General features: G+C 64.7%; 19 protein-coding genes. 15 read left to right on the top strand and 4 right to left on the bottom strand.

Annotated elements, in window-relative coordinates:
- Window positions 1-4: 4 nt before the first annotated feature.
- From RPC_RS23000 to RPC_RS22975, 6 genes are all read left to right on the top strand, one after another.
- A complete protein-coding gene (locus RPC_RS23000) occupies window positions 5-670 on the top strand; it encodes a malonate decarboxylase holo-ACP synthase (RefSeq protein WP_011474988.1) in 666 nt (221 codons plus the stop codon).
- Window positions 667-1,602, top strand: coding sequence for a malonate decarboxylase subunit epsilon (mdcH, locus tag RPC_RS22995; RefSeq protein ID WP_011474987.1), 936 nt, complete (start codon window positions 667-669; stop codon window positions 1,600-1,602). The genes RPC_RS23000 and mdcH overlap by 4 nt, the downstream gene beginning before the upstream one ends.
- A 76-nt stretch (window positions 1,603-1,678) precedes the next feature.
- Window positions 1,679-2,665, top strand: a complete 987-nt coding sequence (locus tag RPC_RS22990; RefSeq protein ID WP_011474986.1) for an AEC family transporter — start codon at window positions 1,679-1,681, stop codon at window positions 2,663-2,665.
- A gap of 142 nt (window positions 2,666-2,807) precedes the next feature.
- Window positions 2,808-4,097, top strand: coding sequence for an MFS transporter (locus RPC_RS22985; protein ID WP_011474985.1), 1,290 nt, complete (start codon window positions 2,808-2,810; stop codon window positions 4,095-4,097).
- Window positions 4,098-4,192: 95 nt separating this feature from the next.
- Window positions 4,193-5,155, top strand: coding sequence for a malate dehydrogenase (gene mdh / locus RPC_RS22980; RefSeq protein WP_011474984.1), 963 nt, complete (start codon window positions 4,193-4,195; stop codon window positions 5,153-5,155).
- A gap of 68 nt (window positions 5,156-5,223) precedes the next feature.
- Window positions 5,224-6,468, top strand: a complete 1,245-nt coding sequence (locus RPC_RS22975) for a magnesium transporter MgtE N-terminal domain-containing protein (protein ID WP_041802217.1) — start codon at window positions 5,224-5,226, stop codon at window positions 6,466-6,468.
- Here the strand turns inward: RPC_RS22975 and RPC_RS22970 are convergent.
- Window positions 6,451-7,548, bottom strand: a complete 1,098-nt coding sequence (locus RPC_RS22970) for an NAD(P)-dependent oxidoreductase (RefSeq protein ID WP_011474982.1) — start codon at window positions 7,546-7,548, stop codon at window positions 6,451-6,453. The two genes, RPC_RS22975 and RPC_RS22970, sit on opposite strands and share 18 nt — an antisense overlap.
- A gap of 111 nt (window positions 7,549-7,659) precedes the next feature.
- On the opposite strand from RPC_RS22970, the gene RPC_RS22965 reads away from it, so the two are divergent.
- Both RPC_RS22965 and RPC_RS22960 read left to right on the top strand, forming a co-directional pair.
- Window positions 7,660-8,607, top strand: coding sequence for a LysR family transcriptional regulator (locus tag RPC_RS22965; RefSeq protein ID WP_011474981.1), 948 nt, complete (start codon window positions 7,660-7,662; stop codon window positions 8,605-8,607).
- Window positions 8,608-8,784: 177 nt separating this feature from the next.
- Window positions 8,785-10,476 carry a methyl-accepting chemotaxis protein gene (locus tag RPC_RS22960; RefSeq protein WP_011474980.1) on the top strand — a complete coding sequence of 564 codons (1,692 nt, stop codon included), beginning with the start codon at window positions 8,785-8,787 and terminating at the stop codon, window positions 10,474-10,476.
- Between the two features lie 372 nt (window positions 10,477-10,848).
- On the opposite strand, the gene hypA is transcribed toward RPC_RS22960, so the two are convergent.
- The 3 genes from hypA to RPC_RS22945 all read right to left on the bottom strand — a co-directional run bounded on the left by hypA (window position 10,849) and on the right by RPC_RS22945 (window position 14,077).
- Window positions 10,849-11,238 (bottom strand): hydrogenase maturation nickel metallochaperone HypA, encoded by a 390-nt coding sequence (hypA, locus tag RPC_RS22955; protein ID WP_208855626.1) that lies wholly within the window; start codon window positions 11,236-11,238, stop codon window positions 10,849-10,851.
- Between the two features lie 67 nt (window positions 11,239-11,305).
- Complete coding sequence (gene fdhF, locus RPC_RS22950; RefSeq protein ID WP_011474978.1) at window positions 11,306-13,477, bottom strand: formate dehydrogenase subunit alpha; 2,172 nt, start codon at window positions 13,475-13,477, stop codon at window positions 11,306-11,308.
- Window positions 13,478-13,510: 33 nt separating this feature from the next.
- Window positions 13,511-14,077 carry a 4Fe-4S dicluster domain-containing protein gene (locus tag RPC_RS22945; RefSeq protein ID WP_011474977.1) on the bottom strand — a complete coding sequence of 189 codons (567 nt, stop codon included), beginning with the start codon at window positions 14,075-14,077 and terminating at the stop codon, window positions 13,511-13,513.
- 441 nt (window positions 14,078-14,518) lie between these two features.
- Between RPC_RS22945 and RPC_RS22940 the strand changes: the two genes are divergently transcribed.
- Genes RPC_RS22940 through RPC_RS22910 form a run of 7 tightly spaced genes read left to right on the top strand, consistent with a single transcriptional unit; the run spans window position 14,519 to window position 23,510 of the window.
- Window positions 14,519-15,136, top strand: a complete 618-nt coding sequence (locus RPC_RS22940; RefSeq protein ID WP_011474976.1) for a 4Fe-4S dicluster domain-containing protein — start codon at window positions 14,519-14,521, stop codon at window positions 15,134-15,136.
- Window position 15,137: 1 nt separating this feature from the next.
- Window positions 15,138-17,153 carry a hydrogenase 4 subunit B gene (gene hyfB / locus RPC_RS22935; protein WP_011474975.1) on the top strand — a complete coding sequence of 672 codons (2,016 nt, stop codon included), beginning with the start codon at window positions 15,138-15,140 and terminating at the stop codon, window positions 17,151-17,153.
- 13 nt (window positions 17,154-17,166) lie between these two features.
- Window positions 17,167-18,105 (top strand): respiratory chain complex I subunit 1 family protein, encoded by a 939-nt coding sequence (locus RPC_RS22930; RefSeq protein ID WP_011474974.1) that lies wholly within the window; start codon window positions 17,167-17,169, stop codon window positions 18,103-18,105.
- Between the two features lie 16 nt (window positions 18,106-18,121).
- Window positions 18,122-19,561: a hydrogenase 4 subunit D gene (locus RPC_RS22925; RefSeq protein ID WP_011474973.1), complete on the top strand. Its 1,440-nt coding sequence runs from the start codon at window positions 18,122-18,124 to the stop codon at window positions 19,559-19,561.
- A 10-nt stretch (window positions 19,562-19,571) separates the two neighbouring features.
- Window positions 19,572-20,225, top strand: coding sequence for a hydrogenase 4 membrane subunit (hyfE, locus tag RPC_RS22920; protein ID WP_011474972.1), 654 nt, complete (start codon window positions 19,572-19,574; stop codon window positions 20,223-20,225).
- A gap of 5 nt (window positions 20,226-20,230) precedes the next feature.
- Window positions 20,231-21,769: a hydrogenase 4 subunit F gene (locus tag RPC_RS22915; RefSeq protein ID WP_011474971.1), complete on the top strand. Its 1,539-nt coding sequence runs from the start codon at window positions 20,231-20,233 to the stop codon at window positions 21,767-21,769.
- Between the two features lie 25 nt (window positions 21,770-21,794).
- Window positions 21,795-23,510 carry an NADH-quinone oxidoreductase subunit C gene (locus RPC_RS22910; protein WP_011474970.1) on the top strand — a complete coding sequence of 572 codons (1,716 nt, stop codon included), beginning with the start codon at window positions 21,795-21,797 and terminating at the stop codon, window positions 23,508-23,510.
- Window positions 23,511-23,516: the final 6 nt, after the last annotated feature.

Raw genomic sequence — 23,516 nt, 5'->3', positions numbered from 1 at the left:
CATCATGTCCGATCCCCTCATTCCGCTGCCGCTTCGTCCGCACGACCTGTTGTGGATCGATGAACCGCGGACCCTCATTTCAGATTCGTCGACGCCGGCATGGGTGTTCGCCGCGCTCGACGCCGCGCCCGTCGTGGTGGTGCGCCGCGGCCGCGCCGCAGCCGGGTTGATTCCGGTCGGCATTCGCGGCGCCGCGCGCTGCGAACGATTTGCCGGCGCGATTTCGGTCGGCTCTGTCACCAAGCGCATCAACCCGAGTGATTTGCTGATCGCCCGGCACGAGCCGTCGGCGGCGCGGTTCGCCGCGATCCCGGCGTTGCGCGGCTTCAGCGCGGTCGAAGCCGCCTGGTCCGAACTGCGATTGCCGTGGGGCCCGGTCGGCAGCGTCGGCTTCGAACTGGCCACCGGAATTCCGGCCGCGACGGTTTCCAGCGATCTCGATCTCGTCATCTACGCCGTGTCGCCGCTCTCGGAGCGCGACGGCGGCGCGTTGCTGCAAAGCGTCGACGCGGTCGATGGCGTCGCCGACATCCAGGTCGAGACCCCGCAGGGATGCTTTTCGCTGCGCGAATATTGCGACGGCCGCTCGCTGCGCCGTCGGCTGAAGACCTGCGACGGATCACGACTGGTTCGCGACCCGTGGAGCATCACAGAGGGAGACCTGCAATGAGCATCGCCTTTCTATTCCCGGGCCAAGGATCGCAGCGCGCCGGCATGCTGCACGAATTGCCGGCGCATCCCAGCGTCGCGCTGACGATCGACGAGGCAAGCCAGGTGCTCGGCCGCAACGTGCTCGAGCTCGACGAAGAGAAGATCCTCGAATCGACGGTGTCAACGCAGGTGGCGATCTACGTCGCCGGCGTCGCTGTGGCGCGGGCGCTCGCCGCGGAGGGGGCGTTACCCAGCGCCGTCGCCGGTCTCTCGGTGGGCGCCTACGCCGCGGCCACGGCCTGCGGCGCGCTGGCGTTCCCCGACGGGCTGCGTCTGGTGCATCTGCGCGCCTCGTTGATGGAGCAGCAATTCACCACCGGCTACGGGCTCGCCGCCATCGTCGGGCTCGACGAGGAGCAGGTCACGGCGCTGGTGGCCAAGGCCACCACCGAGCAATTTCCGGTCTATGTCGGCAATCTCAACGCGCCGCGCCAGATCGTCGTCGCCGGCGCGCTGCCCGGCGTCGACCGGGTGGTCGAATTGGCGATCGCAACCGGCTGCAAGAAGGCGGAGCGGCTCGCGGTCAGGGTGCCGTCGCATTGCCCGCTGCTGCAGGGCGTCGCCGACGTGCTGCTCGACAAGCTGAAGACGCTCGAACCGGGAACGGTGCGGGCGCAGTACATGACCAATCGGCGGGCGCGCCCGACCAGGGTGCTGGACCGGATCCGCGAAGACGTCGCCACCAACATCGCGCATCCGGTGCGCTGGCACGATTCCACCGAGATCCTGGTGGGCCTGGGCACCACCTTGTTCGTTGAAATCAATCCCGGGCAAGTGCTGTCCAAACTGACGACGGAGGCGTTTCCGCAAGTGCCATCGATCGCCATGGTGGCGATGCCGTTCGACTACGCGGTGCGTCAGATCCGCGACGCCATGGAGGTGCTCGACTGACCGATGCGGCCTCGCCGGCTTACTGAATTTTCCCGCCTCCCCTATCCCTCATCCAACACCCCAAACGGAGACTGACATGGCCATTTTCGAATCCCTCAGTGGGGTCTTCAGCTGCATGCTGATGATCCTGCTCGGCTACTACCTCACTCAGATCAAGTGGTTCAACAAAGAAATTGGACAGCTGTTCTCCAAGTTCGCGATGACGGTGACGATCCCTCTCTACATGATCGTCAGCATGATGAAGTCCTACAAGAAAGAAGATCTGCTGCAGCTCGGCGTCGCGGTGATCGTGCCGCTGTGCTCGATGTTCACGCTGTGGCTCATCGGCATCGTCGTCTCCAAGCTGTTCAAGGTTCCGGATTATCGCCGCGGCGCGTTCCGCGCGATGTTCTTCGTCTCCAACAGCGCCTTCATCGGCTTCCCGGTGAACATCGCGCTGTTCGGCGACAAGGCGCTGCCGATCGCGGTGATGTACTATCTGGTGCAGTCGCTGCTGTTCTGGACCATCGGCGCTTACGGCCTCAGCATTGACGGACCGAAGTTCGCGCGGCTCGAGGGCGGCGACAACGCCGACGTCAGCGTGCCGAAGGTGCTGAGCCTGAAGACCATCAAGAACATCATGTCGCCGCCGCTGATCGGCGCCGTGGTCGCCATCTCGCTGATCTTGCTCAGCGTCAAATTGCCGACCTTCGCCACCAGCACCATGACCTACCTCGGCAGCATGACCACGCCGTTGGCGATGTTGTTCATCGGTATCGCGATCTACATCGCCAACCTGCGCAGCGTGCGGATTACCTTGGACATGGGAATCCTGATCGCGGCACGCTTCCTGATCGCGCCGGCGGTGACGGTCCTGGCTTGCTACCTGTTCGAAGTTCCGAGCTTCATGCGCAACGTCCTGATCATCGAATCGTCGATGCCGGTGATGACCCAGGTCTCGATTGCGGCCCGGGCCTACAAAGCCGACGCCAACTACGTGGCGGTCATGACGGCACTCACCACGGTGCTCGCGCTGTTCACGATCCCGACCTACTTTATCCTTCTGACCTTCGGCATTCTCTGATCAACCATCGAAAGGCCGGCACCGCATCGGTGCCGGCCTTTCACTTCTGGAAAGACATTGACGACCGTCCAAGCCCCGGATTTCGCGTCCGCGGATCCCAGGTTCGGACCCGAGCATCACCAAGAACCTTTAGGAGAAGCAAGTGACCGAACAAGCAACGGCTCTCCGACCGACTCACTGGAGTAAATCGATCTTCTCGGCGCCGAATGTGGTCCTCGGCCTGCTGTGTATTCTGTATTTCTCGGCCTACGTCGATCGCGTCAACATCAGCACCACCGCCAGCATGATGCGCAAGGAGTTCGACATTTCCAATGTCGAGATGGGCGTGGTGTTCTCGGCGTTCGCCTACCCTTACGTGCTGTTCATGGTGTTCGGCGGCTGGTTGGCCGATCGCTTCGGCGCCAGGCGGGTGTTGATGGTCTGCGTCACGGTCGCGGCGGTGGCGACGTTCTGCACCAGCCTCGTCAGCGGCGTCGTCGGCCTGTTCATGTGCCGGCTGCTGCTCGGCTTCGGCGAGAGCGTGATGTTTCCCTCCGCCACCCGCGGCATGCAGGCCTGGATCCCCTCCGACCGCTACGGTTTCGTGCAGGGCATTACCCATTCCTTCTCGCGGCTCGGCAATGCGGTGACGCCGCCGATCGTCGCCGCGCTGGTGATCCTGTGGGGCTGGCGCGGCTCGTTCGCCGTGATGGGCGTGCTGACGCTCGCCTGGGTCGGCTTCTGGGTCTACTACTATCGCGACGACCCGCGTGACCATCCGAAGATTCGCCCGGAGGACCTGATCGGGCTGCCGGAACGCGCGCCGGCCAAGGCGCGGAAGATCCCGTGGCTGCGGCTCGGTTGGCGCATGGCGCCGGTGACGTTCACCTATTTCTGCTACGGCTGGTCGGCCTGGGTCTACCTGAATTGGCTGCCGTCGTTCTTCCTCGAAGGCCAGGGTTTCGATCTGAAGAAATCCGCGGCGTTCGCCTCCGGCGTGTTCTTCGCCGGCGTGGTCGGCGACACCGTCGGCGGACTGATGAGCGACGCGATCAAGCGGCGGACCGGCAACGTCAAGCTCGCCAGGCTGTCGGTGCTGTGGATCGGTATGCTCGGGTCCGCGGTGTGCCTGACGGCGATGATGTATCTGCACGACATCATGTGGATCACGCTGGCCTTGGCCGCCGGGTTCTTCTTCCTCGAGTTGGTGATCGCGCCGGCCTGGGCGGTCCCGATGGACATCGCTCCGCAATATGCCGGCACCGCCAGCGCGATGATGAACATCGGCTTCGCCTTGGCCGGCATCCTGTCGTCGGTCACCTTCGGCTGGATCCTCGATCTCACCGGCAATTGGTATCTGCCGTTCCTGTGTTCGATCGCGCTGATGCTCGCCGGCACGTTGACCAGCCTGTTGATGCACCCGGAGCGACAATTCGTCGACCAACCGACCTGATCCAGCGCTGCGCGCGCGGTCCCGCTCGGCGGGATCGCGCGGCGCGGCCGAGCCGCATCGCAGTGGAAACAGCCGTCAACATTTGAGGTTTCGACATGTCACGGAAGAAGATCGTCCTGGCCGGTGCCGGCCAAATCGGCGGAACGCTCGCCCACCTGGCGATGCTGCACCGGCTCGGCGACGTCACGCTGCTCGACGTCAACGCCAATCCGCCGAAGGGCAAGGCGCTGGATCTGTCGCATGCCGCCGCGGTGGAGGGATGCGACGCGGTGCTGACCGGCACCGCCGATCAGGCCGATATCGCCGGCGCCGACGTCGTGATCGTCACCGCCGGCGTGCCGCGCCGGCCCGGCGTCGACCGCGATGCGCTGCTGGCGATCAACCTGCCGGTGATGGAATCGATCGGCACCGCGATCGGCCGCTATTGTCCCGACGCGTTCGTGATCTGCATCACCAACCCGCTGGATGCGATGGTCTGGGCGCTGCGGCGGTTCTCCGGCCTGCCGCCCGCGCGCGTCGTCGGGATGGGCGGCGTGCTCGACAGCGCGCGGCTGCGCAGCTTTCTGGCCGAAGCGCTCGGCGTCTCGGTGACCGAGGTGCAGGCGATGACGCTCGGCGGCCACGGCGACGACATGGTGCCGCTGGTGCGCCAGGCCACCGTCGGCGGGGTGCCGTTGCCGGCGTTGGTGAAGATGGGCTGGATCACCCAGCAAGCCATCGACGACATCGTGCAGCGGACCCGCACCGGCGGCGCCGAGGTGGTCAACCTGCTGTGGACCAGTTCGGCCTACTACGCGCCGGCGAGCGCCGCCATCGCCATGGCGACGAGCTATCTCGGCGATCAGAAGCGGGTGTTCGCGGCCTCGGCGGCGCTGAGCGGCCAATACGGCGTCGACGGTCTCCATGTCGGCGTCCCGGTGATGATCGGCGCCGGCGGCATCGAAAAAATCATCGAGCTGGAATTCGACGACGAGGAACAGCGTCAGTTCACGCGGTCGGTCGCCGCCGTCGCCGCCCTGGTCGAGGACTGCAAGCGGCTGCATCGCGGGCTGGCGTGATGGGGAGCGCGGCAATGCCGACCTCGTGGCCGCGTGAAGGTGGACATCCAACGATGTGGACAGGGCCGATGAGCGACGCCGACGAACGCGTCTTCCTGCTGAGCAGCCTGATCGGCCGCCCCGTCGTCGTCGGCGACCTGCGCTGCGGCCGGCTCGCCGACCTCACGGTTCTCAAAGTCGGCACCCGGCTGTGGGTCGACGGCGTGATGGTCCATACCGCGGAGGGCCTCAAGGCGGTGGCGTGCGGCGATGCCGAGACGCTCGATGCCAAAGCGCTGGTGTTCGCCGCGAGCCGCGGCTCGCGGCCCGAGATCGCGCCGCATCCGGATCGGTTTCATCTCGGGCAGTTGGTGTTCGGCAAGCGGATGCTGGATCGCCGGAGCGGCAGCGTGCGGGTCGCCCGCGATGCCCGGCTGGCGCTGCGCGGCGGCGAATTGACCGTGGCGGCGTTCGATTTCGACGCGCTGGAGCAGCCGTTTCGCAACGTCGTCGACTTCGTCGAAACCCGGCTGAAACGTCTGGTGCATCCGTCGGCGCTGCGCTGCAGCGTCAGCATCGAAGACATCGTCGTGCCGCGCTTGTTTGCGCATAATCATCAGGTCGGCGACGACGAGATGCCGGCGGTCGATCTCGCCGAGATTCTGTCGGAAATGGAGCCGGCCGAACGCATCGCGGAGTTCAGCCGGCTCGGCGCGTCCGATGCCGCCGCGGTGCTGGAATATGAGACGCCGCTGTTTCGACGCGAGCTGATCTCGGCGATCGGCAGCGCCCGCATGGCGCAACTGATCGCCGTGTTGACGCCGGCGCGCGCCGCCAGCCTGTTGTGGGGACTGCCGCTGTCGGAAATCCAATCGGTTCTGGAAAACCTCGGCCGGCCAGAGGTCGAACGGGTGAGCACGCTCCTGTGGAACAAGACCGACGAACTGGCGCACTTTGCGACGCCGTGCCGGATCGAGCGTCGCGCATCCGATACGGTCGAACAGGCGATCGCCGACTTTCGCGGGGTCGACGGCAAGGCCAGCCGGGTGTCGTTCGTCTACGTGGTCGATGCCGAGCGGCACCTGCTCGGCGTGGTGTCGCCGTCGGCGTTGATCCGCGGCCGCGCCGAGGCGCAGCTGTCCGACGTCATGACCGCGCAGCCGGCCCGGCTGCAGCAGTCCGATCTGGTGCAGACCGCGGCGCGGATGTTTCAACGCTATCCGTTCCCCGCGCTTCCGATCGTCGATGGCTCCGATCGGCTGGTCGGCCAGATCGCCCGCGAAGAAGTCGAATTCATTCTCGGCAGGTTCAAGGAGCTACGCAATCAGTACTGACGACCCGCCGCCGGCCGGCGCCGGGCGAGAGCCCGAAGGAGGATAGACCTGATCGATCAATTTCACCGGCGCTGCCGCCCGGTCGGGATGCGCATTGGTCCCCCGGGTGTCGCTTTGCGCCTGGCTGCTCGGCGCGACGAGGTCGGGCAGTCCGGCGTCGCGCGCGGCGAGCAGGCCGAGCGCGGACCAATCGAGATCGGCCCAGCCATGCGCCACCATTGCGACCAGGCGATCACGCACCAGACTGGTGGCCGGCATCGGCACGCTGTTGGTCTCGGCTTCCGCCAGCGCCAGCCGCAGGTCCTTGACCGCGAGCGGCACCGTCATGCCGGGCGGGCTGTAGCGCTCGTCGACGATCTTGCCGCCATAGGTCCGATGCACCCGGGAGTCGAACAGCGAATTGGTGAAGATGTCGAAGCCGACGCGCGGATCGATGCCGCTCTTGCGCAGCAGCGCCAGCACTTCGCCCATGCTCTGCAGCGTCAGCGCGGTCAGCACATTGCCGGCGAGCTTGACGAGGTTGGCGGCCGCGGCGTCTTCGCCGATCACAAACAGCTTCTGGCCGAGCCGATCGAGCAGCGGCCGCGCCTTCTGCATCGCGGCGTCGGGGCCGGCGGCGAGAATGAACAGCGTGCGCGCGCGCGCCAGATCCGGATTGCCGAGCACCGGGGCGGCCACATAGCCCTGGCCGCATTCGCCATGCCAGGCGGCGAGACGGCGCGACATCGTCGGGCTGATGGTGCTCATCGAGATATGGACCGCGCCGGCCTTCATGATTTTCACCAGCCCGCCGGCTCCGGCGGCGACGGCGGTCACCGCCTCGTCGTCGGGCAGCGAGGAAAACACCACGTCGCACTCGGCGAGATCGGCGAGCTTGGTCGCCGCCACCACGCCCGGCCGCGCCATGGCGTCGATCTGCGTCTGGAATGCGTCCCACACCACGATCGGATGGCCGTCGGCGAGCAGGTTCTCGGCGAAGGCGCGGCCCATTCGGCCAAGTCCGACGACGCCGACAAGGCATCGAGGCGACGGCGTCGCGGGCGAAGTTTCGGGCGCGGAGGCGGCGGGGGCGGAGGTCATGGCGTTTCTCGCAACGTCGAAGTGAATTGACGAGATGATGATGGCGCCAAAATCGCAGCCGGCGAAAGCGCTTCGGCGGCAAATGACTTTTGCGCAGATGGGAAGTAGGCGATGGACTATCTGATGGCGATGCGCGCCTTCATCCGCACCGTCGAGCTCGGCAGTTTTTCGCTGGCGGCGACCGAACTCGACGTCAAAGTGTCGACGATCTCGCGGCATATCACCGCGCTTGAGAGCGACCTCGGCGCGGCGCTGCTCAACCGCTCGACGCGGCGGCTGCATCTGACCGAGGCCGGCACGCTGTTCTTCGACCGCGCCACGCAGATCCTGCTCGCCGTGGAAGAGGCCCGGGCGGCGACCGCGTCGCTGAACGAGAGCCCGCGCGGGGTGTTGCGGATCAGCATGCCGACCGCGTTCGGGCGGCTGCACGTAATGCCGCATATCAAGGATTTCGTCGCGGAGTATCCCGAGATCCGCATCGCCGCCACGCTGACCGACGCGACCGTGGACCTGATCGAGACCGGCGACGACGTCGCGGTCCGGATCGGTTCGCTCACCGATTCCAGCCTGGTGGCGCGGCGGCTGGCGTCGCATCGCCGCATCCTGGTCGCCAGTCCGGGCTTTCTGCGGCAGTGCGAACCAATCAGTCGTCCGCGCGATGTCGCGCGCCAGCAATGCCTGATCTTCACCCTGCAATCCGGCGACTGCTGGTATGCGCGGCGCAGCGACGATTCCAGCACAGAGCCGTTGCAGATCGCGGTGAGCGGCAACATGCGCGCCAACGATTCCGAAGCTCTGCAGGGCGCGGCGCTGGCCGGGCTCGGCATCGCGCTGCTGCCGTCGTGGCTGGTCGGCGACGATCTGCGCGCCGGGCGCCTGGTCGTGCCGTTGGCGGGCTGGGATTGGTTCGCCGCGCGCGGTCCCGAGCCGGCGATCTGGGGTGTCTATCCGCCAAAGAAGATCGTCTCGCCGAAGGTGCGAAGCTTCATCGATTTTCTGGCGCGCCGATACGGTAGTCCGGCCTATTGGGATCGTCGGAGCGAGGCCGCGGTCGGCTGATCGCCGAAAGTCATCTGCGCTGTTTGTTGCGCTGGACGCAAAGCATATTTGCGAGCTGCAAACTTAATACTTCGGCAAGTTGCGCGGACCTAACAATTGATGCCGCGATACGATCGTAGGCCGCCCCGATCTGGCGAGCGCCACCGCTTGCCATGGTTGCTTCCAAGGATCTTCAACATGCTGACAAACCTATCCATCCGCGCCAAGATCACGATCGTGGTCTCGTTCTTGCTGATCACCTCGACGGCGATGGGCATTCTCGCCGTCATGAAGATGAGTTCGATCAACGCCAGCACCGTGGAGATCCAGAGCGTCTGGCTGCCGAGCGTGCGCGCGCTCGGTGACCTGCGCGCCGCCGCCGCCAGCTATCGTGGCATCGTGCGACTGCACGTCTTGAGCGAAACGATTGAGACCAAGGCCGCCGCGGCGAAGCGACTGGAGGCCGCCTCGAAGGCGATGACGGACATTCGCGAGAATTATCTGAAGTTGATCCAGGCGGAGGACGAGCGCACGCTGTTCAAGAACTGGACGCAACAATGGAATAACTACGAAGACGCCGTGCAGCAGGTGCTGGTGCTGTCGCGCGAGGGCGCCGGCCGGGTGCCGCACGAGGCGTTCGAATTCAACGAGACCAAAGCCTACCCGATCGGCAAGACCGCAGATCTGACCCTGGATCGCGCGATCAACATCAACAAAGGCGCGGCGGATGCCGCCGGGGTCTCCAGCGCCGAACATTTCAACGCGGCGTTTTTGCTCATCGCGGCGATCTTGGCAGGCTCGGCGGCGATCGGGATCGGCCTGGCGATCTATCTGGTGCGCAGCGTGTCGAGCGGGATCGGCTCGATCGTCTCGCCGATGCAGGCGCTGGGCAAGGGTGACCTCGGTGTGATGGTGCCGCATCAGGGCGAGCGCACCGAGATCGGCGTGATGGCCGACACCTTGCAGGTGTTCAAGCAGGCGCTGATCGACAAGCAGGCAACCGACGAGGCGGCGGCGCGCGAGGCCGAAGCCAAGATTCTGCGCGGCCAGCGGGTCGACAGCATCACCCGGGATTTCGAGGCGATGATCGGCGAGATCGTCGAGACGGTGTCGTCGGCCTCCACCGAGCTGGAAGCCTCGGCGAGCACGCTGACCTCGGCGGCCGAGCGCGCGCATCAACTGACCAACACCGTCGCGGCGGCGTCGGGCGAAGCGTCCAGCAACGTGCAATCGGTGGCCTCGGCCACCGAGGAATTGAGCTCCTCGGTCAACGAGATCGGCCGTCAGGTGCAGGACTCGGCACGGATCGCCAACGCCGCCGTTAACCAGGCGCAAAAGACCAATCATCGCGTCGGAGAGCTGGCCAAGGCCGCAGCCCGGATCGGCGACGTTGTCGAACTGATCAACACCATCGCCGGACAGACCAATCTGTTGGCGCTGAACGCCACCATCGAAGCCGCCCGCGCCGGCGACGCCGGCCGTGGCTTCGCGGTGGTGGCCTCGGAAGTGAAGGCTTTGGCCGAACAGACCGGCAAGGCGACCGGCGAGATCAGCCAGCAGATCAACGGCATTCAGATCGCCACCCAGGAGTCGGTCGACGCCATCAAGGAGATCGGCGAAACCATCGGGCAGATGGCGGAGATCGCATCGACGATCGCCTCGGCGGTGGAGCAGCAGGGCGCGGCCACCCAGGAAATCTCCCGCAACGTTCAGCAGGCCGCGCGCGGCACCGAGCAGGTGAGTGCCAATATCGGGCAAGTGCAGCGCGGCGCCAGCGAAACCGGTTCGGCCTCCTCACAAGTGCTGTCGGCGGCGCAGTCGCTGTCGCACGACAGCACCAGGCTGAAGGACGAGGTCGGCAAATTCCTGACCTCGGTGCGGAGCGCCTGATCGGCGGCGCGGAGACGGCGCCCGTGCAGAAGAACCAGTCCCGGTTCGGTGCCGGCCGCAAGGCTGAGCACCGGCCTAGCGCAGTTTCGATTAGGATTGAATCATCCAACCAAAATGTCGTCGTCATTCCGGATTGCGAGTTCGAAGAACTGGCAAGTCCGGAATCCATACTCCCTGCGGTGGTTATGGATTCCGGGTTCACTCGCAGCTGACGCTGCTCGTGCCCCGGAATGACGGCCCGGGACTCTTGAACCGCATCGATCCTAACAAAGCTCTAGCGCAGCATAACTGATTTTTTGAGTGAGTATGACCGGGTTCCGAAAGCCGGAATCGCCTCTTTGGGATCATGCGACGGGCGAGCGTCGCGTCGGATCAAGCGGCTTGGCCGGTGATCTCCATCTCGACGAGGCGCATCTGGGTGCCGCCCGCGGCGTCAAGTCGTGCGCTGCCGCAGGACGGGCAAACGTCGGTGCGGCTGGAAACCGCGGCTTCGGCGCCGCAGTCCAGGCATTTCGCCTGGCCGGGCGGTCGGTCGATCTCGAGGATCACACCGTCGAGGAAGGTTTCCCGGGTGGTGATTTCAAAGGCATAGCGCAGTGCGTCGGGGTCGAGGCAGCTCAACAGCCCGATTTCGAGACGCAGCCGTTTTACCATGTCGAAACCGCGGCGGCGACGCTCGTCCTCGAGCTGGCTGACGATCGCTTCGCAAATGGTCATTTCATGCATGGCGCACTCCCTGGCAGTGGTGGAAACCGCGGCCACCGGGACATCCGATGCTTTGTCTGCATCGGACGCCCCGGCGGTCGAGGCTCAGGAGGTAGCTTTCAACTTAGGCCGGCTGAACCACCTTCGCGGCGACCGGATTGGCCGCCGCGGCAAGGCGCTTCTTCAGGTTGGTATAGTCCTGCTGAACGTGCGACTCGGCCCACACCTGATCGGCGATGGCCTCGACACGCACGGCGGCGAACTTGTATTCCGGCGTCTTCGAGATCGGATCGACGTGATGGATGGTCAGTTCGTTGCACGCGCCGATCCACCACTGGTAGGTCATATAGACCACCCCGAGGTTGGTCCGCTCGGTGATCTTCGCACGCGAGATCACCTTGCCGCGACGTGATGCGACATAGACCAGCTGCTCGTCCTTGATTCCGAGCTTGGCGGCGTCGACCGGGTTCATGGTGACGTAGCCCGGCTCATCCGCAAGCGCGGTGAGGGCGGAGCAGTTGCCGGTCATCGAACGGCAGGAGTAATGCCCGACTTCGCGAACCGTGCAGAGACCGAGCGGGTATTCCGCATCGACCTTCTCCAACGGCGGACGCCATTCGGACGCGAACAACAGGCCCTTGCCGCTCTTGGTCTGGAACTTGTTGCCTTCGTAGAGGTAGGGCGTGCCGGGATGGCCTTCTTCCGGGCAGGGCCACTGAATGTAGCCGAGGCCCGACAGACGCTCGTAGGTCGCTCCCTTGTAGAGGTCGCACAGCGAGATCAGCTCCGCCCAGATTTCGTCGGTGCTGCTGTACTTCATGGGATAGCCCATCGCGGTGGCGAGCAGGCCGTAAATCTCCCAATCGTGCTTGACGTCGCCCTTGGCATTCACCGCCTTGTAGAAGCGCTGGAAGCCGCGGTCGGCCGACGAGAACACGCCGTCATGTTCGCCCCACGAGGTCGCCGGCAGGATGACGTCGGCATACATCGCCGTCTTCGTCATGAAGATGTCCTGCACGATGATGAAGTCGAGCGCCGCAAAGCCCTTGCGCACCGAGTCGAGGTCGGGCTCGGTCTGAGCCGGATCTTCGCCGAAGATGTACATCGCCTTCAGCTTGCCTTCTTCGGCAGCGTGCGGCACGTCGGTGATCGACATGCCGATCTTGTCCGGCAGGCTCGGCACGCCCCAGGCCTTGGCGAACTTCTTGCGGGCTTCCGGATCGGTGACGTACTCGTAACCCGGGAACACGTTCGGCAGTGCACCCATATCGCAGGCGCCCTGAACGTTGTTCTGGCCGCGCACCGGGCCGACGCCGACGTTCGGACGGCCGAGGTTGCCGGTCAGCAGTGCCAGGCCGGACAGACCCTTCACCACGTCGACCGCCTGACCCCACTGCGTCACGCCCATGCCCCACAGGATCGTCGCCGACTTGGCGGCGGCATAGACGTGCATCGCTTCACGGATCTGCGAAGCCTTCAGGCCGGTGATGCTTTCAACGTATTCGGGAGTGTATTTCGCAACAGTTGCTTTGTATTCTTCAAAGCCTTCAGTGTATTTCTCGACGAAATCACGGTCATAAAGGCCTTCGGTGATCAATACATTGGCGAAAGCATTGACCAGCGCCATGTTGGAGCCGTTCTTCAACGAGAGCCACATGTCGGAAATACGGGCGGTTTCGATGAAGCGCGGGTCGCAGGTGATGATCTTGGCGCCCTTTTCTTTGGCCTTCAAGATCCGGCGCGCGACGATCGGATGGCTGTCCGCGGCGTTGTAGCCGAAGCACAGGATGCAGTCGGTGTCTTCGATCTCGCAGATCGAGTTGCTCATCGCGCCGTTGCCGAGCGTGACCATCAGTCCCGAAACCGACGGGCCATGGCAGACCCGGGCGCAGCAATCGACGTTGTTGGTTCCGATCACCGCGCGGGCGAACTTCTGCGCGATGTAATTGGATTCGTTGCCGGTGCCGCGCGAGGAGCCGGTCAGCATGATCGAGTCGGGGCCATGCTTCTTCTTGATGTCGCCGAGCCGCTTGGCGGTGAAAGCGATCGCCTCGTCCCAAGACACCGTCTCGAATTCCGATGTGCGGGTGCGGCGAATCATCGGCTGACGCAGACGCGGGGTGAGGATCTTGGTGTCGTTGATGAAATCCCAGCCGTAGTAGCCCTTCAGGCAGAGCTCGCCCTGGTTGGTGACGCCGTTCAGCGGCTCGGCGCCGACTACCTTGTCGTTCTCGACGAGCAGGTTGAGCTTACAGCCCGATCCGCAGTACGGACATACAGAGATGTGTTTTTCCATGATTTTACCTCGTAAGTGACTTCGGTTAAGCTGTTAGTTGGCGTTGATGATGTCGCCGGCGGTGCCGGTCAATCCGCCGCTGACGGCGGAACGCAGCCGCCGCTCGCGCTGCAGCTCGGCCATCTTGGCTTCGTCCATGACGTGCAAGGCGGCGGTCGGGCAGACCTCGACACAGGCCGGGCCCTTTTCACGGTTGATGCAGAGGTCGCATTTGTGGGCTTCGGCCTTGAGGCCGTCGGCCACCGTGACGCCGGCAAAGGTGCGGTAGGTCGGATGGGTAATCACTTCCATCACGCCGAACGGGCAGGCGACGACGCAGGTCTTGCAACCCAAACAATGCGACTGATCGACCTGGACGGTGCCGGCTTTATAATAGATGGCGCCGCTCGGGCAGGCTTTCAGGCACGGCGCTTCTTCGCAATGGTGACAGGTCACGGGGGTCGACACCGTGAGGGTCTGCATCAGCCGAATGCGCGGCGCGAAGTTTGAGGGCGTGAGCGCGTCCACGCTCTGCGACGCCTCGTGCGCAAGCGCGCACGCCACCTCGCAAGTATGACACCCAATACACTTGTTGGGTTCGCTGACGATGAATCGATTCATTCTCCACATCTCCACTTAGGCGACGTCCGCAGGTGAAGGCCGCGCGGTGAAGTCCGCGTGGCCCGCTTCGCGTGGCGGCTCGGTTGCCCGCACGTCACCCCGCCCATCATCATGATTGGTTATCGCTCAATAAAACCAAGATATGGGCGCGTGTGTTGCAGGTAAACGGCATGTACATCGCGTCTTACAACAATAGAACTGATCTAGATCAAAAAAACAAAACATGAGAGCTGCGCAAAAATAGCTGATCAAGATTCCGTTTTTCGGTGTAGGTGTCCTACAGAGACAGCGAATACTTCGATTTACTTCTCTTGTTAGGTCATTCTTCTTGGATCATCAGTTCTGCTTATCGAAATCCCCAGGACCTGACGCACCGTCAGGCCGTGGCACGCGGTGGAGCCATTCACCGTCGGGGCCAGCCATCAACGTGGAGAGATGGACATGAACCGTTTTGTCATCGCAGACCCGGGGCGATGCATCGGCTGCAATACCTGTATGGCCGCATGCTCGACGGTCCATCGTGCCGTGGGGTTGCAGGCGCACCCGCGGCTGACAGTGACTCGCACCTACGAGATCACCGCGCCGGTGCAGTGTCGGCACTGCGAGGACGCGCCGTGCGCCCGGGTCTGCCCGGTCGACGCGATCAAGCTCACCGACGGTCAGGTGGTGCTCAACGAACAGACCTGCATCGGCTGCAAGATGTGCGCGATCGCCTGTCCGTTCGGCGCGATCACGCCCTCCGGCACGCCGATCGAAGGCGTCGCCGGCATTAGGGTCGGCCACCCCACCGAATCCGCCGCGCTCGATCCGCTGCTCGCTTGGAGCCTCGGGGTGCGCTCGGTCGCGGTGAAATGCGATCTGTGCAGCTTCCAAGAGGCCGGCCCCGAATGCGTCCGCGTCTGTCCCACCGCTGCTCTGCATGTGGTGAACGCGCAGTCGCTCGACAGCGCCAATGCCGCGAAGCGTCTGGCCAGTGCAACGGCCAGCGCCACGCTCAACACGGTCGGCTTTGACGCTCCGTCACAAGCCAACACTCCATCGATTGAGGAGCGCGACTGACATGACCCCGATCCAGCTTCTATGTGCCTCGCTCGCCTGCTCCGTCGTTGCCGCGTTCGGCAGCCTGTTGCTGTCGCGCGCTGAAAACTGGGCGATCCGTTTCGCCGGCCTCGGCGGCCTGGTGGCCGCGGTGCTCGGCGGCGTCGCCGGCGCTTCGGTGCTGAGCGGCGCGCCGCTCGTGCTCGACGTCGCCGGGCCGTTTTCCTTCGCCCACTTCATCATCCGGCTCGACGCCTTGTCGGGCCTGATGGTGTTGGTGATCTCCACGCTCGCCGCCGTCGCCTCGATCTACTCATTCTCTTACGTGCGTGAGTATGGCGGGCGCGGCGTCGGGCCGATGGGCTTCTTCTTCAACCTCTTCGTCGCCTCGATGGTGTTGGTGGTGGTCGCGGACAACGCCTTCTGGTTCCTGGTGTTCTTCGAAATGATGTCGCTCGCCTCGTACTTCCTGGTGATCTTCGACCAGGACGAGGAAGCGGTGTCGGCCGGGTTCATCTACTTCCTGGTGGCGCACGCCGGGTCGGTGGCGATCATGGCGGGCTTCTTCCTGATGGCCAACGCCGCAGGCTCGCTCGACTTCGCCGCGTTCCGCGCCACGCATCCCTCAGGGCTGGTGGCGTCGATCGTGTTCGTGCTGTCGCTGCTCGGGTTCGGCGCCAAGGCCGGCATGATCCCGCTGCACGTCTGGCTGCCGCGCGCCCATCCGGCCGCGCCGTCACATGCATCCGCGCTGATGTCCGGCGTGATGATCAAGATCGGCGTGTTCGGTATCCTCAAGGTCAGCGTCGATCTGCTCGGCGGCGACGTGTTGTGGTGGGGCATCGCGGTGCTGGCACTCGGCGCGATCTCGTCGGTGCTCGGCGTGATCTACGCGTTGGCCGAACACGACATCAAGCGGCTGTTGGCCTACCACTCGGTGGAGAACATCGGCATCATCATGCTGGGTATCGGTACCGGCATGATCGGCATCGCTACGCATCATCCGCTGGTCGCGATGCTCGGCCTGCTGGCCGGTCTCTATCACCTGGTCAACCACGCGATCTTCAAGGGCCTGTTGTTCCTCGGCGCCGGCGCCGTGATCTTCCGGATGCACACCAAGGACATGGACAAGATGGGCGGGCTCGCCCGCACCATGCCGTGGACCTCGGCCTGCTTCCTGGTCGGCGCGCTGGCGATCTCCGCGATCCCGCCGCTCAACGGCTTCGTCTCGGAGTGGTTCACCTATCAGGCGCTGTTCGCCGCCGCGCTCGACGGCACCTTCCTGGTGCAGTTCTCGACGCCGATCGCCGCCACCGCGCTGGCCCTGACCGGCGCGCTGGCCGTGATGTGCTTCGTCAAGGCCTATGGCGAGATGTTCTCCGGCCTGCCGCGCAGCAAGAAGGCCGAGCAGACCACCGAAGTGCCGGTGCCGATGATCATCGGCATGGTGCTGCTCGCCGCGGCCTGCGTCGGCCTCGGGCTTGCGGCGCCGTTGGTGGTGCCGGTGATCGGCGGCATCGCCGCTGCGATCCTGCACATGCCGCCGGCGGTGTTCGCCAACGGCAGCATGGTTCTGCCCGGCGATCCCGCCCACACCCTGCTGTCGACGCCGTTGCTGGCCATGCTGCTGGTCGGACTTGCGACGGTGCCGCTGGCGATCAGCGCGGCGTTCTCCGGATCCCGCGCCAACCGCCGCCAGGCCGCCGAACCGTGGGCCTGCGGCTATCTGCCCGACGCCCACATGACCGTCACGGCGCACTCCTTCGCGCAGCCGATCCGGATGTTCTTCGCACCTCTCTATGCGGTGCGCCGGACCGCCGCGGCGGCCTCGGAGGGCATCGAGCGGCAATTCGTCAAGCTCGTCTCGCTGGCCCGTCGCGGTGAGCCGATGCTCGACCGCGCGCTGGTCGGTCCGTCGATCGACTTCGTCGGCGGCGTCGGCAAGCGCCTGCAGGTTCTGCAAAGCGGCGCGCTGTCGACCTACTGCCTCTACATCGTCGCGGCGCTCGCGATCCTCCTCCTCATTACGCTTCGCTAGGAGAGAAACAGTCGTGCCCACTCTCACCCAAGTCTCATTGGCATTCGTGCAAGCCCTGTTGCTGCTCGCTGCCGCACCGTTGTTCTCCGGCATTACCCGCGTGATGCGCGCCAAGATGCACACCCGGCGCGGGCCGGGCGTGCTGCAGGACTACCGCGACGTCATCAAGCTGCTACGGAGGCAGAATCTGCAGCCGCCGGCCGCCGGCTTCGCGTTCCGCGCGATGCCGACGGTGATGATCGCCGCGCTGTTGACCATCGCCATGGCGGTGCCGGTCTTGACCCGCGCGGTGCCGATCCCCGGCCTCGGCGATCTGATCACCGTGATCTACCTGTTCGCCATCGTGCGGTTCTTCTTCTCGCTGTCGGGCCTCGACTCCGGTTCGTCGTTCGCCGGGATCGGCGGCAGCCGCGAACTGACGCTGGGCGTGCTGGTCGAACCGACCTTGGTGCTGTCGTTGATGGTGTGCGCGCTGCTGGCGGGCACCACCGACATCGGCGCGATGGGCGAAGCGATCGCCACCGGGCATGTCCGCTCGGCGGGGGCGGTGCTGCTGGCCGGTGCGGCGGCGATCTTCGCCTGCTACTTCGAACTCGGCAAACTGCCCTACGACATGGCGGAAGCCGAGCAGGAACTGCAGGAAGGCCCGCTGTCGGAATATTCCGGTCCGTCGCTGGCGCTGCTCAAGGTCGCGATGGGGTTCAAGCAACTGCTGATCCTGGCCTTCGTGTTCGCGATCTTCGCGCCGTTCGGCAGCTCGTCGGACACCAGTCTGCTCGGGCTCTCGATCGGCCTCGTCGCCTTCGTCGCCAAGATCGGCGTGGTCGCCGTGGTGCTCGGCGTCGTCGAGAACAGCGTGGCCCGGGCGCGTTTCCGCCTGACGCCGCGGCACAGCTGGTTCGGGCTCGGCATCGCCTCGCTCGCCTTCGTCTTTTACATCTCTGGCCTGTGAGCCGAGGAGCAAAGCCATGATCGCCCTTGCGCTAGCAAGCATCCTACTTCCCACCGTCGGAGCCGCTCTCATCGCGCTCTCGCCGCGGTCGGCCTCGAAACGCCTCGGCCAGGTCTTCGCTGGCCTCGCCACCGCCGTGCTGCTCGTGCTCGCCTACCAGTTCGCCATCGGCGGCAAGGTGGCGAGCGAATATTCGGTAATCAACTTCGGCGGCGTCGAGATCCTCGGCTTCGGCGTCGACACCGTGTCGGTATTGGTCGCCTGCGCGGTGGTCGGCATCGGCTTCCTGATCTCGATCTACTCCGGCGGCTATCTCGACGCCGGCAATCGCGAGCATCCGGATATCGTGCGGCGGCGCTACTTCGCCTTCCTTTCGCTGTTCATCGGCGCGATGGCGGGCCTGGTGTTCTCCACCACGGTGATCGGCCAGCTGGTGTTCTTCGAAATCAGCGGCGTCTGCTCCTGGGCGCTGATCGGTTACTACGAAAAGCCGAAGTCGCTGTATTCCGCCGCCAAGGCGCTGATCATCACCCATATCGCCTCGCTCGGGCTGTATGTCGCGGCCAGCGTCATGTTCCTGGAGACGCACACGTTCGCGCTGTCGGCGATCGGCGGGCTGTCGGACAGCGCCAAGACCATCGTGCTGCTGGCGATTCTGGTCGCCGCCTGGGGCAAGTCGGCGCAGCTGCCGTTCCACATGTGGCTGCCCGACGCCATGGAAGCGCCGACCCCGGTCAGCGCCTACCTGCACGCCGCCTCGATGGTCAAAGTCGGCGTCTACATCTTCGCCCGCGCGCTGATGTCGTCGAACGGCGCGCCGGAACTGGTCGGCTACGTCTGCACCATCATGGCGACCATCACCCTGGTGTACGGCTTCATCATGTATCTGCCGCAGTGTGACATGAAGCGGCTCTTGGCCTACTCCACCATCACCCAGCTCTCCTACATGTTCCTCGGTCTCGGGCTGTCGGTGTTCGGTTCGCAGATGGCCTTCAACGGCGCCATCGCTCACTTGTTCAACCATGCCTTCGCCAAGACGCTGTTCTTCTTGGTCGCCGGCGCACTGAGTTACACCACCGGAACGCGCATGTTGCCGCTGTTGCGCGGCGTCCTGTCGAAATCGCCGTTGCTCGGCATCGCCTTCGTGGTGGCGGCCTTGGCGATCGCCGGCGTCCCGCCGTTCAACGGCTTCTTCTCGAAGTTCGCGATCTTCGCCGGCGGCTTTGAGGTCGCTCAACAGCACCCCTTGCTGATGGTGCTGTTGGTGATCGCGTTGCTTGAATCGGTCGGCAGCTTCGCCTGGTTCCTGAAATGGGTCGGTTGGACAGTGCCGGGTCGTCCGTCGGAGGCGGTGGCCGCAGCGTCCCCGGTTCCGCTCTCCATGCAGATCGTGCTGATCACGTTGATCGTCATGGCGGTCTGCTCAAGCTTCATCGCCGCTAGCTGGCTCGGTTGAGGACAACAAGATGTCTGGATTACAGATCGTAAATGGGCTTGCGGGCCTGCTGATAGTCACCTCGCTGCTGGTGGTGGTGGCGCGCAAGCCCTCACAATCGGCCAAGTTCTACGCGCTTCAATCGTTGGTGCTGGTGGCGGTGTTCGTCGCCCTCGGCTCGGCCACCAACGCGCCGCAACTCTATATCTGGGCCGCGGTGGCGTTCGTCACCAAGGTGGTGCTGGTGCCGGTGATCATGGCGCGCAGCTTCGGCCGGCTGTCGGACGAACGGCTCGGAACCGGCGAGCGGATCTCGCCCGCCGTCACCGTGTTGCTCGCCGCCGTCGTCGTCCTGCTCTGCACGCTGATCATCTCCGGCGTGACGCTGCCGGCGGCCGCGGGGATCAAGCCCGCGCTCGCCATCTCGCTCGCCCACTTCTTCTTCGGGCTGGCCTGCATCGTGACCCAGCGCAACATCCTCAAGCAGGTGTTCGGCTATTGCCTGATGGAGAACGGCTCGCACCTGACGCTCGCCCTGCTGGCGGGCAGCGCTCCCGAACTGGTCGAGATCGGCATCACCACCGACGCCGTCTTCGCCGTCGTCATCATGGTCATCCTGGCCACGCAGATTAACCGCAAGCTGGCAACGCTCGACGCCGACCAGCTCACCACCTTGAAGGGATGATCGCCATGGTCGCCTCGGACCTGCCTCCCCTCCTGCTGATCTCCCCTCTGGTCGCCGCGATGCTGATCTTCGCGATGCCCATCAGCGGACGAACTGCCAGGCGTATCGAACTGCTGCACCTTGCCTCGCTCGTCGTCGTGTTGGTGCTGGCTCTTATGACCGTCGGTCATGTGTTGTCGTCCGGCAACCTGATGGCGTTCGGCGACTGGCTGATGGTCGATCCGTTGGCCGCGATCTTCGTCGGTCTGATCGGCGTCGTCGGCTGCCTCACCGGATTTTACTCGATCGGTTATATCCGGCACGACGTCGCGCACGGCGAACTGACGCCGTGGAAGCAAAAGCTGTATTACGGCTTCTTCAACCTGTTCCTGTTCACCATGCTGCTGGTGGTCACCGCCAACAACATCGTGATGATGTGGGTCGGGATCGAAGCGACGACCTTGGGGTCGGCGTTCCTGGTCGGCATCTACGGCAAGGGCACCTCGCTGGAAGCCGCCTGGAAATACCTGATCATCTGCTCGGTCGGTGTCGCCTTCGGCCTCTACGGCACGGTGTTGACCTTCGCCAATGCCGCGGCCTCGATCGATCCGCACCAGGCCGTGCTGTGGACCAGCATCATGGCCCACGCCCAGGAGCTCGATCCGACGCTGATCAAGATCGCCTTCGTGTTCGTGCTGATCGGCTTCGGCACCAAGGCCGGCATCTTCCCGATGCACGCCTGGCTGCCCGACGCGCATTCCGAAGCGCCGAGCCCGGTTTCGGGTCTGCTGTCCGGCGTGTTGCTGAAGTGCGGTCTGTTCGTCATCATTCGTTACTACGCCGTCACCATCAAGGCGATCGGCCCGGAGTTTCCGCAGTCGATGCTGCTGGTGCTCGGCGTGCTGACGGTGGCGATCTCGGCCTTCCTGGTGTTCGTCCAGCACGACTTCAAGCGCAAGCTCGCCTACCACTCGATCGAGCACGTCGGCCTGATCGTGATCGGTCTCGGCGTCGGCGGCCCGCTCGGCATCGCCGCGGCGCTGCTGCACACCATCAACCACAGCTTCACCAAGGCGCTGCTGTTCTGCGGCTCGGGCAACGTACTGCAGAAATACGGCACCCGCGATCTGCGCTCAGTGAAGGGCATCCTGCGCACCGCGCCGGTGACCGGGCTGTTCATCATGGCGGGTGCGCTCGCGCTGGCCGGCTTCCCGCCGTTCAACGTGTTCGTCTCGGAGTTCATGGTGTTCGCCGCCGGCCTCGACGCCGGATATCCGAAGCTGATGATCCTGGTCGCGCTGCTGTTCACCATCACGGTTGCGGCGCTGGTCGACATCATCGCGCATTCGGTGCTCGGCAAGGCGCCCGAGAACATGGAGAAGAGCGACTCCAGCTGGCTGTCGCTGGCGCCGATGGGGGTGCTGCTGGCGCTCATCATGGTGTTCGGCGTCGCGATGCCTCGCCCGGTCGGCGAGATCCTGCGCCAGGCCACCGGCATCGTCATGGATCAAGGACATGCGACGGCGACCGCCACGCCGATCGAACACGTCGCGGCGAAGAAATAGCCGCCGGCCCCAACGGAGAACTGACATGAACATCAATGTAGCAGACCGGGTCGGCGCCTCGCATATCGAATATTTGCGCCAGAAGTTGCCGCATGCCGTGCTCGAAGAGCGCTGGCAGACGGACAAGCAGGTCACCGTCACCGTCAAGCTGAACCAACTCCCCGAGGCCGTCTCGACGCTGTATTACGGGCGCGAAGGCTGGCTCTCGGTGGTGGTCGGCAACGACGAGCGTTCGCTCAACGACAGCTTCGGCCTGTACTACGTGCTGTCGATGGAAGGCGAGGAGAAGTGCCACGTCGTCGTCCACGCCGCGGTGCCGAGCGACAACGAGGAATTCCCCTCGGTGACGCCGAAGGTTCCGGGCTGCGTCTGGGGCGAGCGCGAAATCCGCGACATGTACGGCCTGCGCCCGGTCGGTCTGCCGGACGAGCGCCGCCTGGTGCTGCCGGACGATTGGCCGGACGGGTTGCACCCGCTGCGCAAGGACTCGATGGACTATCGGCTGCGTCCGCCGCCGACCAGCGACAAAGAGAACTACCAGTTCCGCAACGACGCGGCCGGCGAGACCACCGTGGTGCCGCTCGGGCCGTTGCACATCACCTCGGACGAACCCGGCCATTTCCGGCTGTTCGTCGACGGTGAAGACATCGTCGACGCCGACTACCGGATGTTCTACGTGCATCGCGGCATGGAGAAGCTCGCCGAAACCCGGATGGGCTACAACGAGGTGACGTTCCTCGCCGACCGGGTCTGCGGCATTTGCGGCTACGCCCACTCGGTGGCCTATGCCAACTCCGTCGAAAACGCGCTCGGCATCATCGTGCCGCAGCGCGCCCAGGCGATCCGCTCGCTGCTGCTGGAAACCGAGCGGTTGCACAGCCACATGCTGAACCTCGGCCTGGTCTGCCATTTCGTCGGCTTCGACTCCGGCTTCATGCAGTTCTTCCGGGTCCGCGAAAAGGCGATGACGCTGGCGGAGATGCTGACCGGCGCCCGCAAGACCTATGCGATCAACCTGATCGGTGGCGTGCGCCGCGATATCCTCGGCGAGCAGCGCACCCGCACCCTGCAATTGGTCGGCGAACTGCGCGAAGAAGTGCAGCGGCTGTTGGAAATGCTGTTGGCGACGCCGAACTTCGGCCCGCGCGTGGCCGGCGTCGGCCTGCTCGATCGCAAGATCGCGCGCGATTATTCGCCGGTCGGTCCGTTGGTGCGCGGCAGCGGCTTTAAACGCGACACCCGCGTCGACCACGCCTTCGCCGGCTATAAGAACGTCAAGCTCGGCGTTCACACCGGCGACGGCTGCGACGTGCTGTCGCGAACCATGGTTCGTGCCGCCGAGATCTTCGACAGCCTCTCGCTGATCGAGCAGTTGCTCGAAGGCACCCCGGAAGGCCCGATCATCAACGAGGACTTCACCTACAAGCCCCACCAGTTCGCGCTCGGCTTCACCGAAGCCCCCCGCGGCGAGGACATCCACTGGTCGATGACCGGCGACAACCAGAAGCTCTATCGCTGGCGCTGCCGGGCCTCGACCTACGCCAACTGGCCGGTGCTTCGCTACATGCTGCGCGGCAACACGGTGTCCGATGCGCCACTCATCGTAGGTTCGATCGACCCTTGCTACTCCTGCACCGACCGCGTCACCGTGGTCGATGTCAAGAAGGAGACCAGCAAGACGATTCCCTACAAGGAAATGGAACGCTATTGCCGCGAGCGCAAAGACTCGCCGTTGAAGTAGGGAAGA

This window comes from Rhodopseudomonas palustris BisB18, assembly GCF_000013745.1.
Taxonomy (GTDB): Bacteria; Pseudomonadota; Alphaproteobacteria; order Rhizobiales; family Xanthobacteraceae; genus Rhodopseudomonas_A; species Rhodopseudomonas_A palustris_F.
The sequence above is the reverse complement of the archived record's forward strand: the minus strand, read 5'-3'. Positions and strand labels throughout refer to the sequence as shown.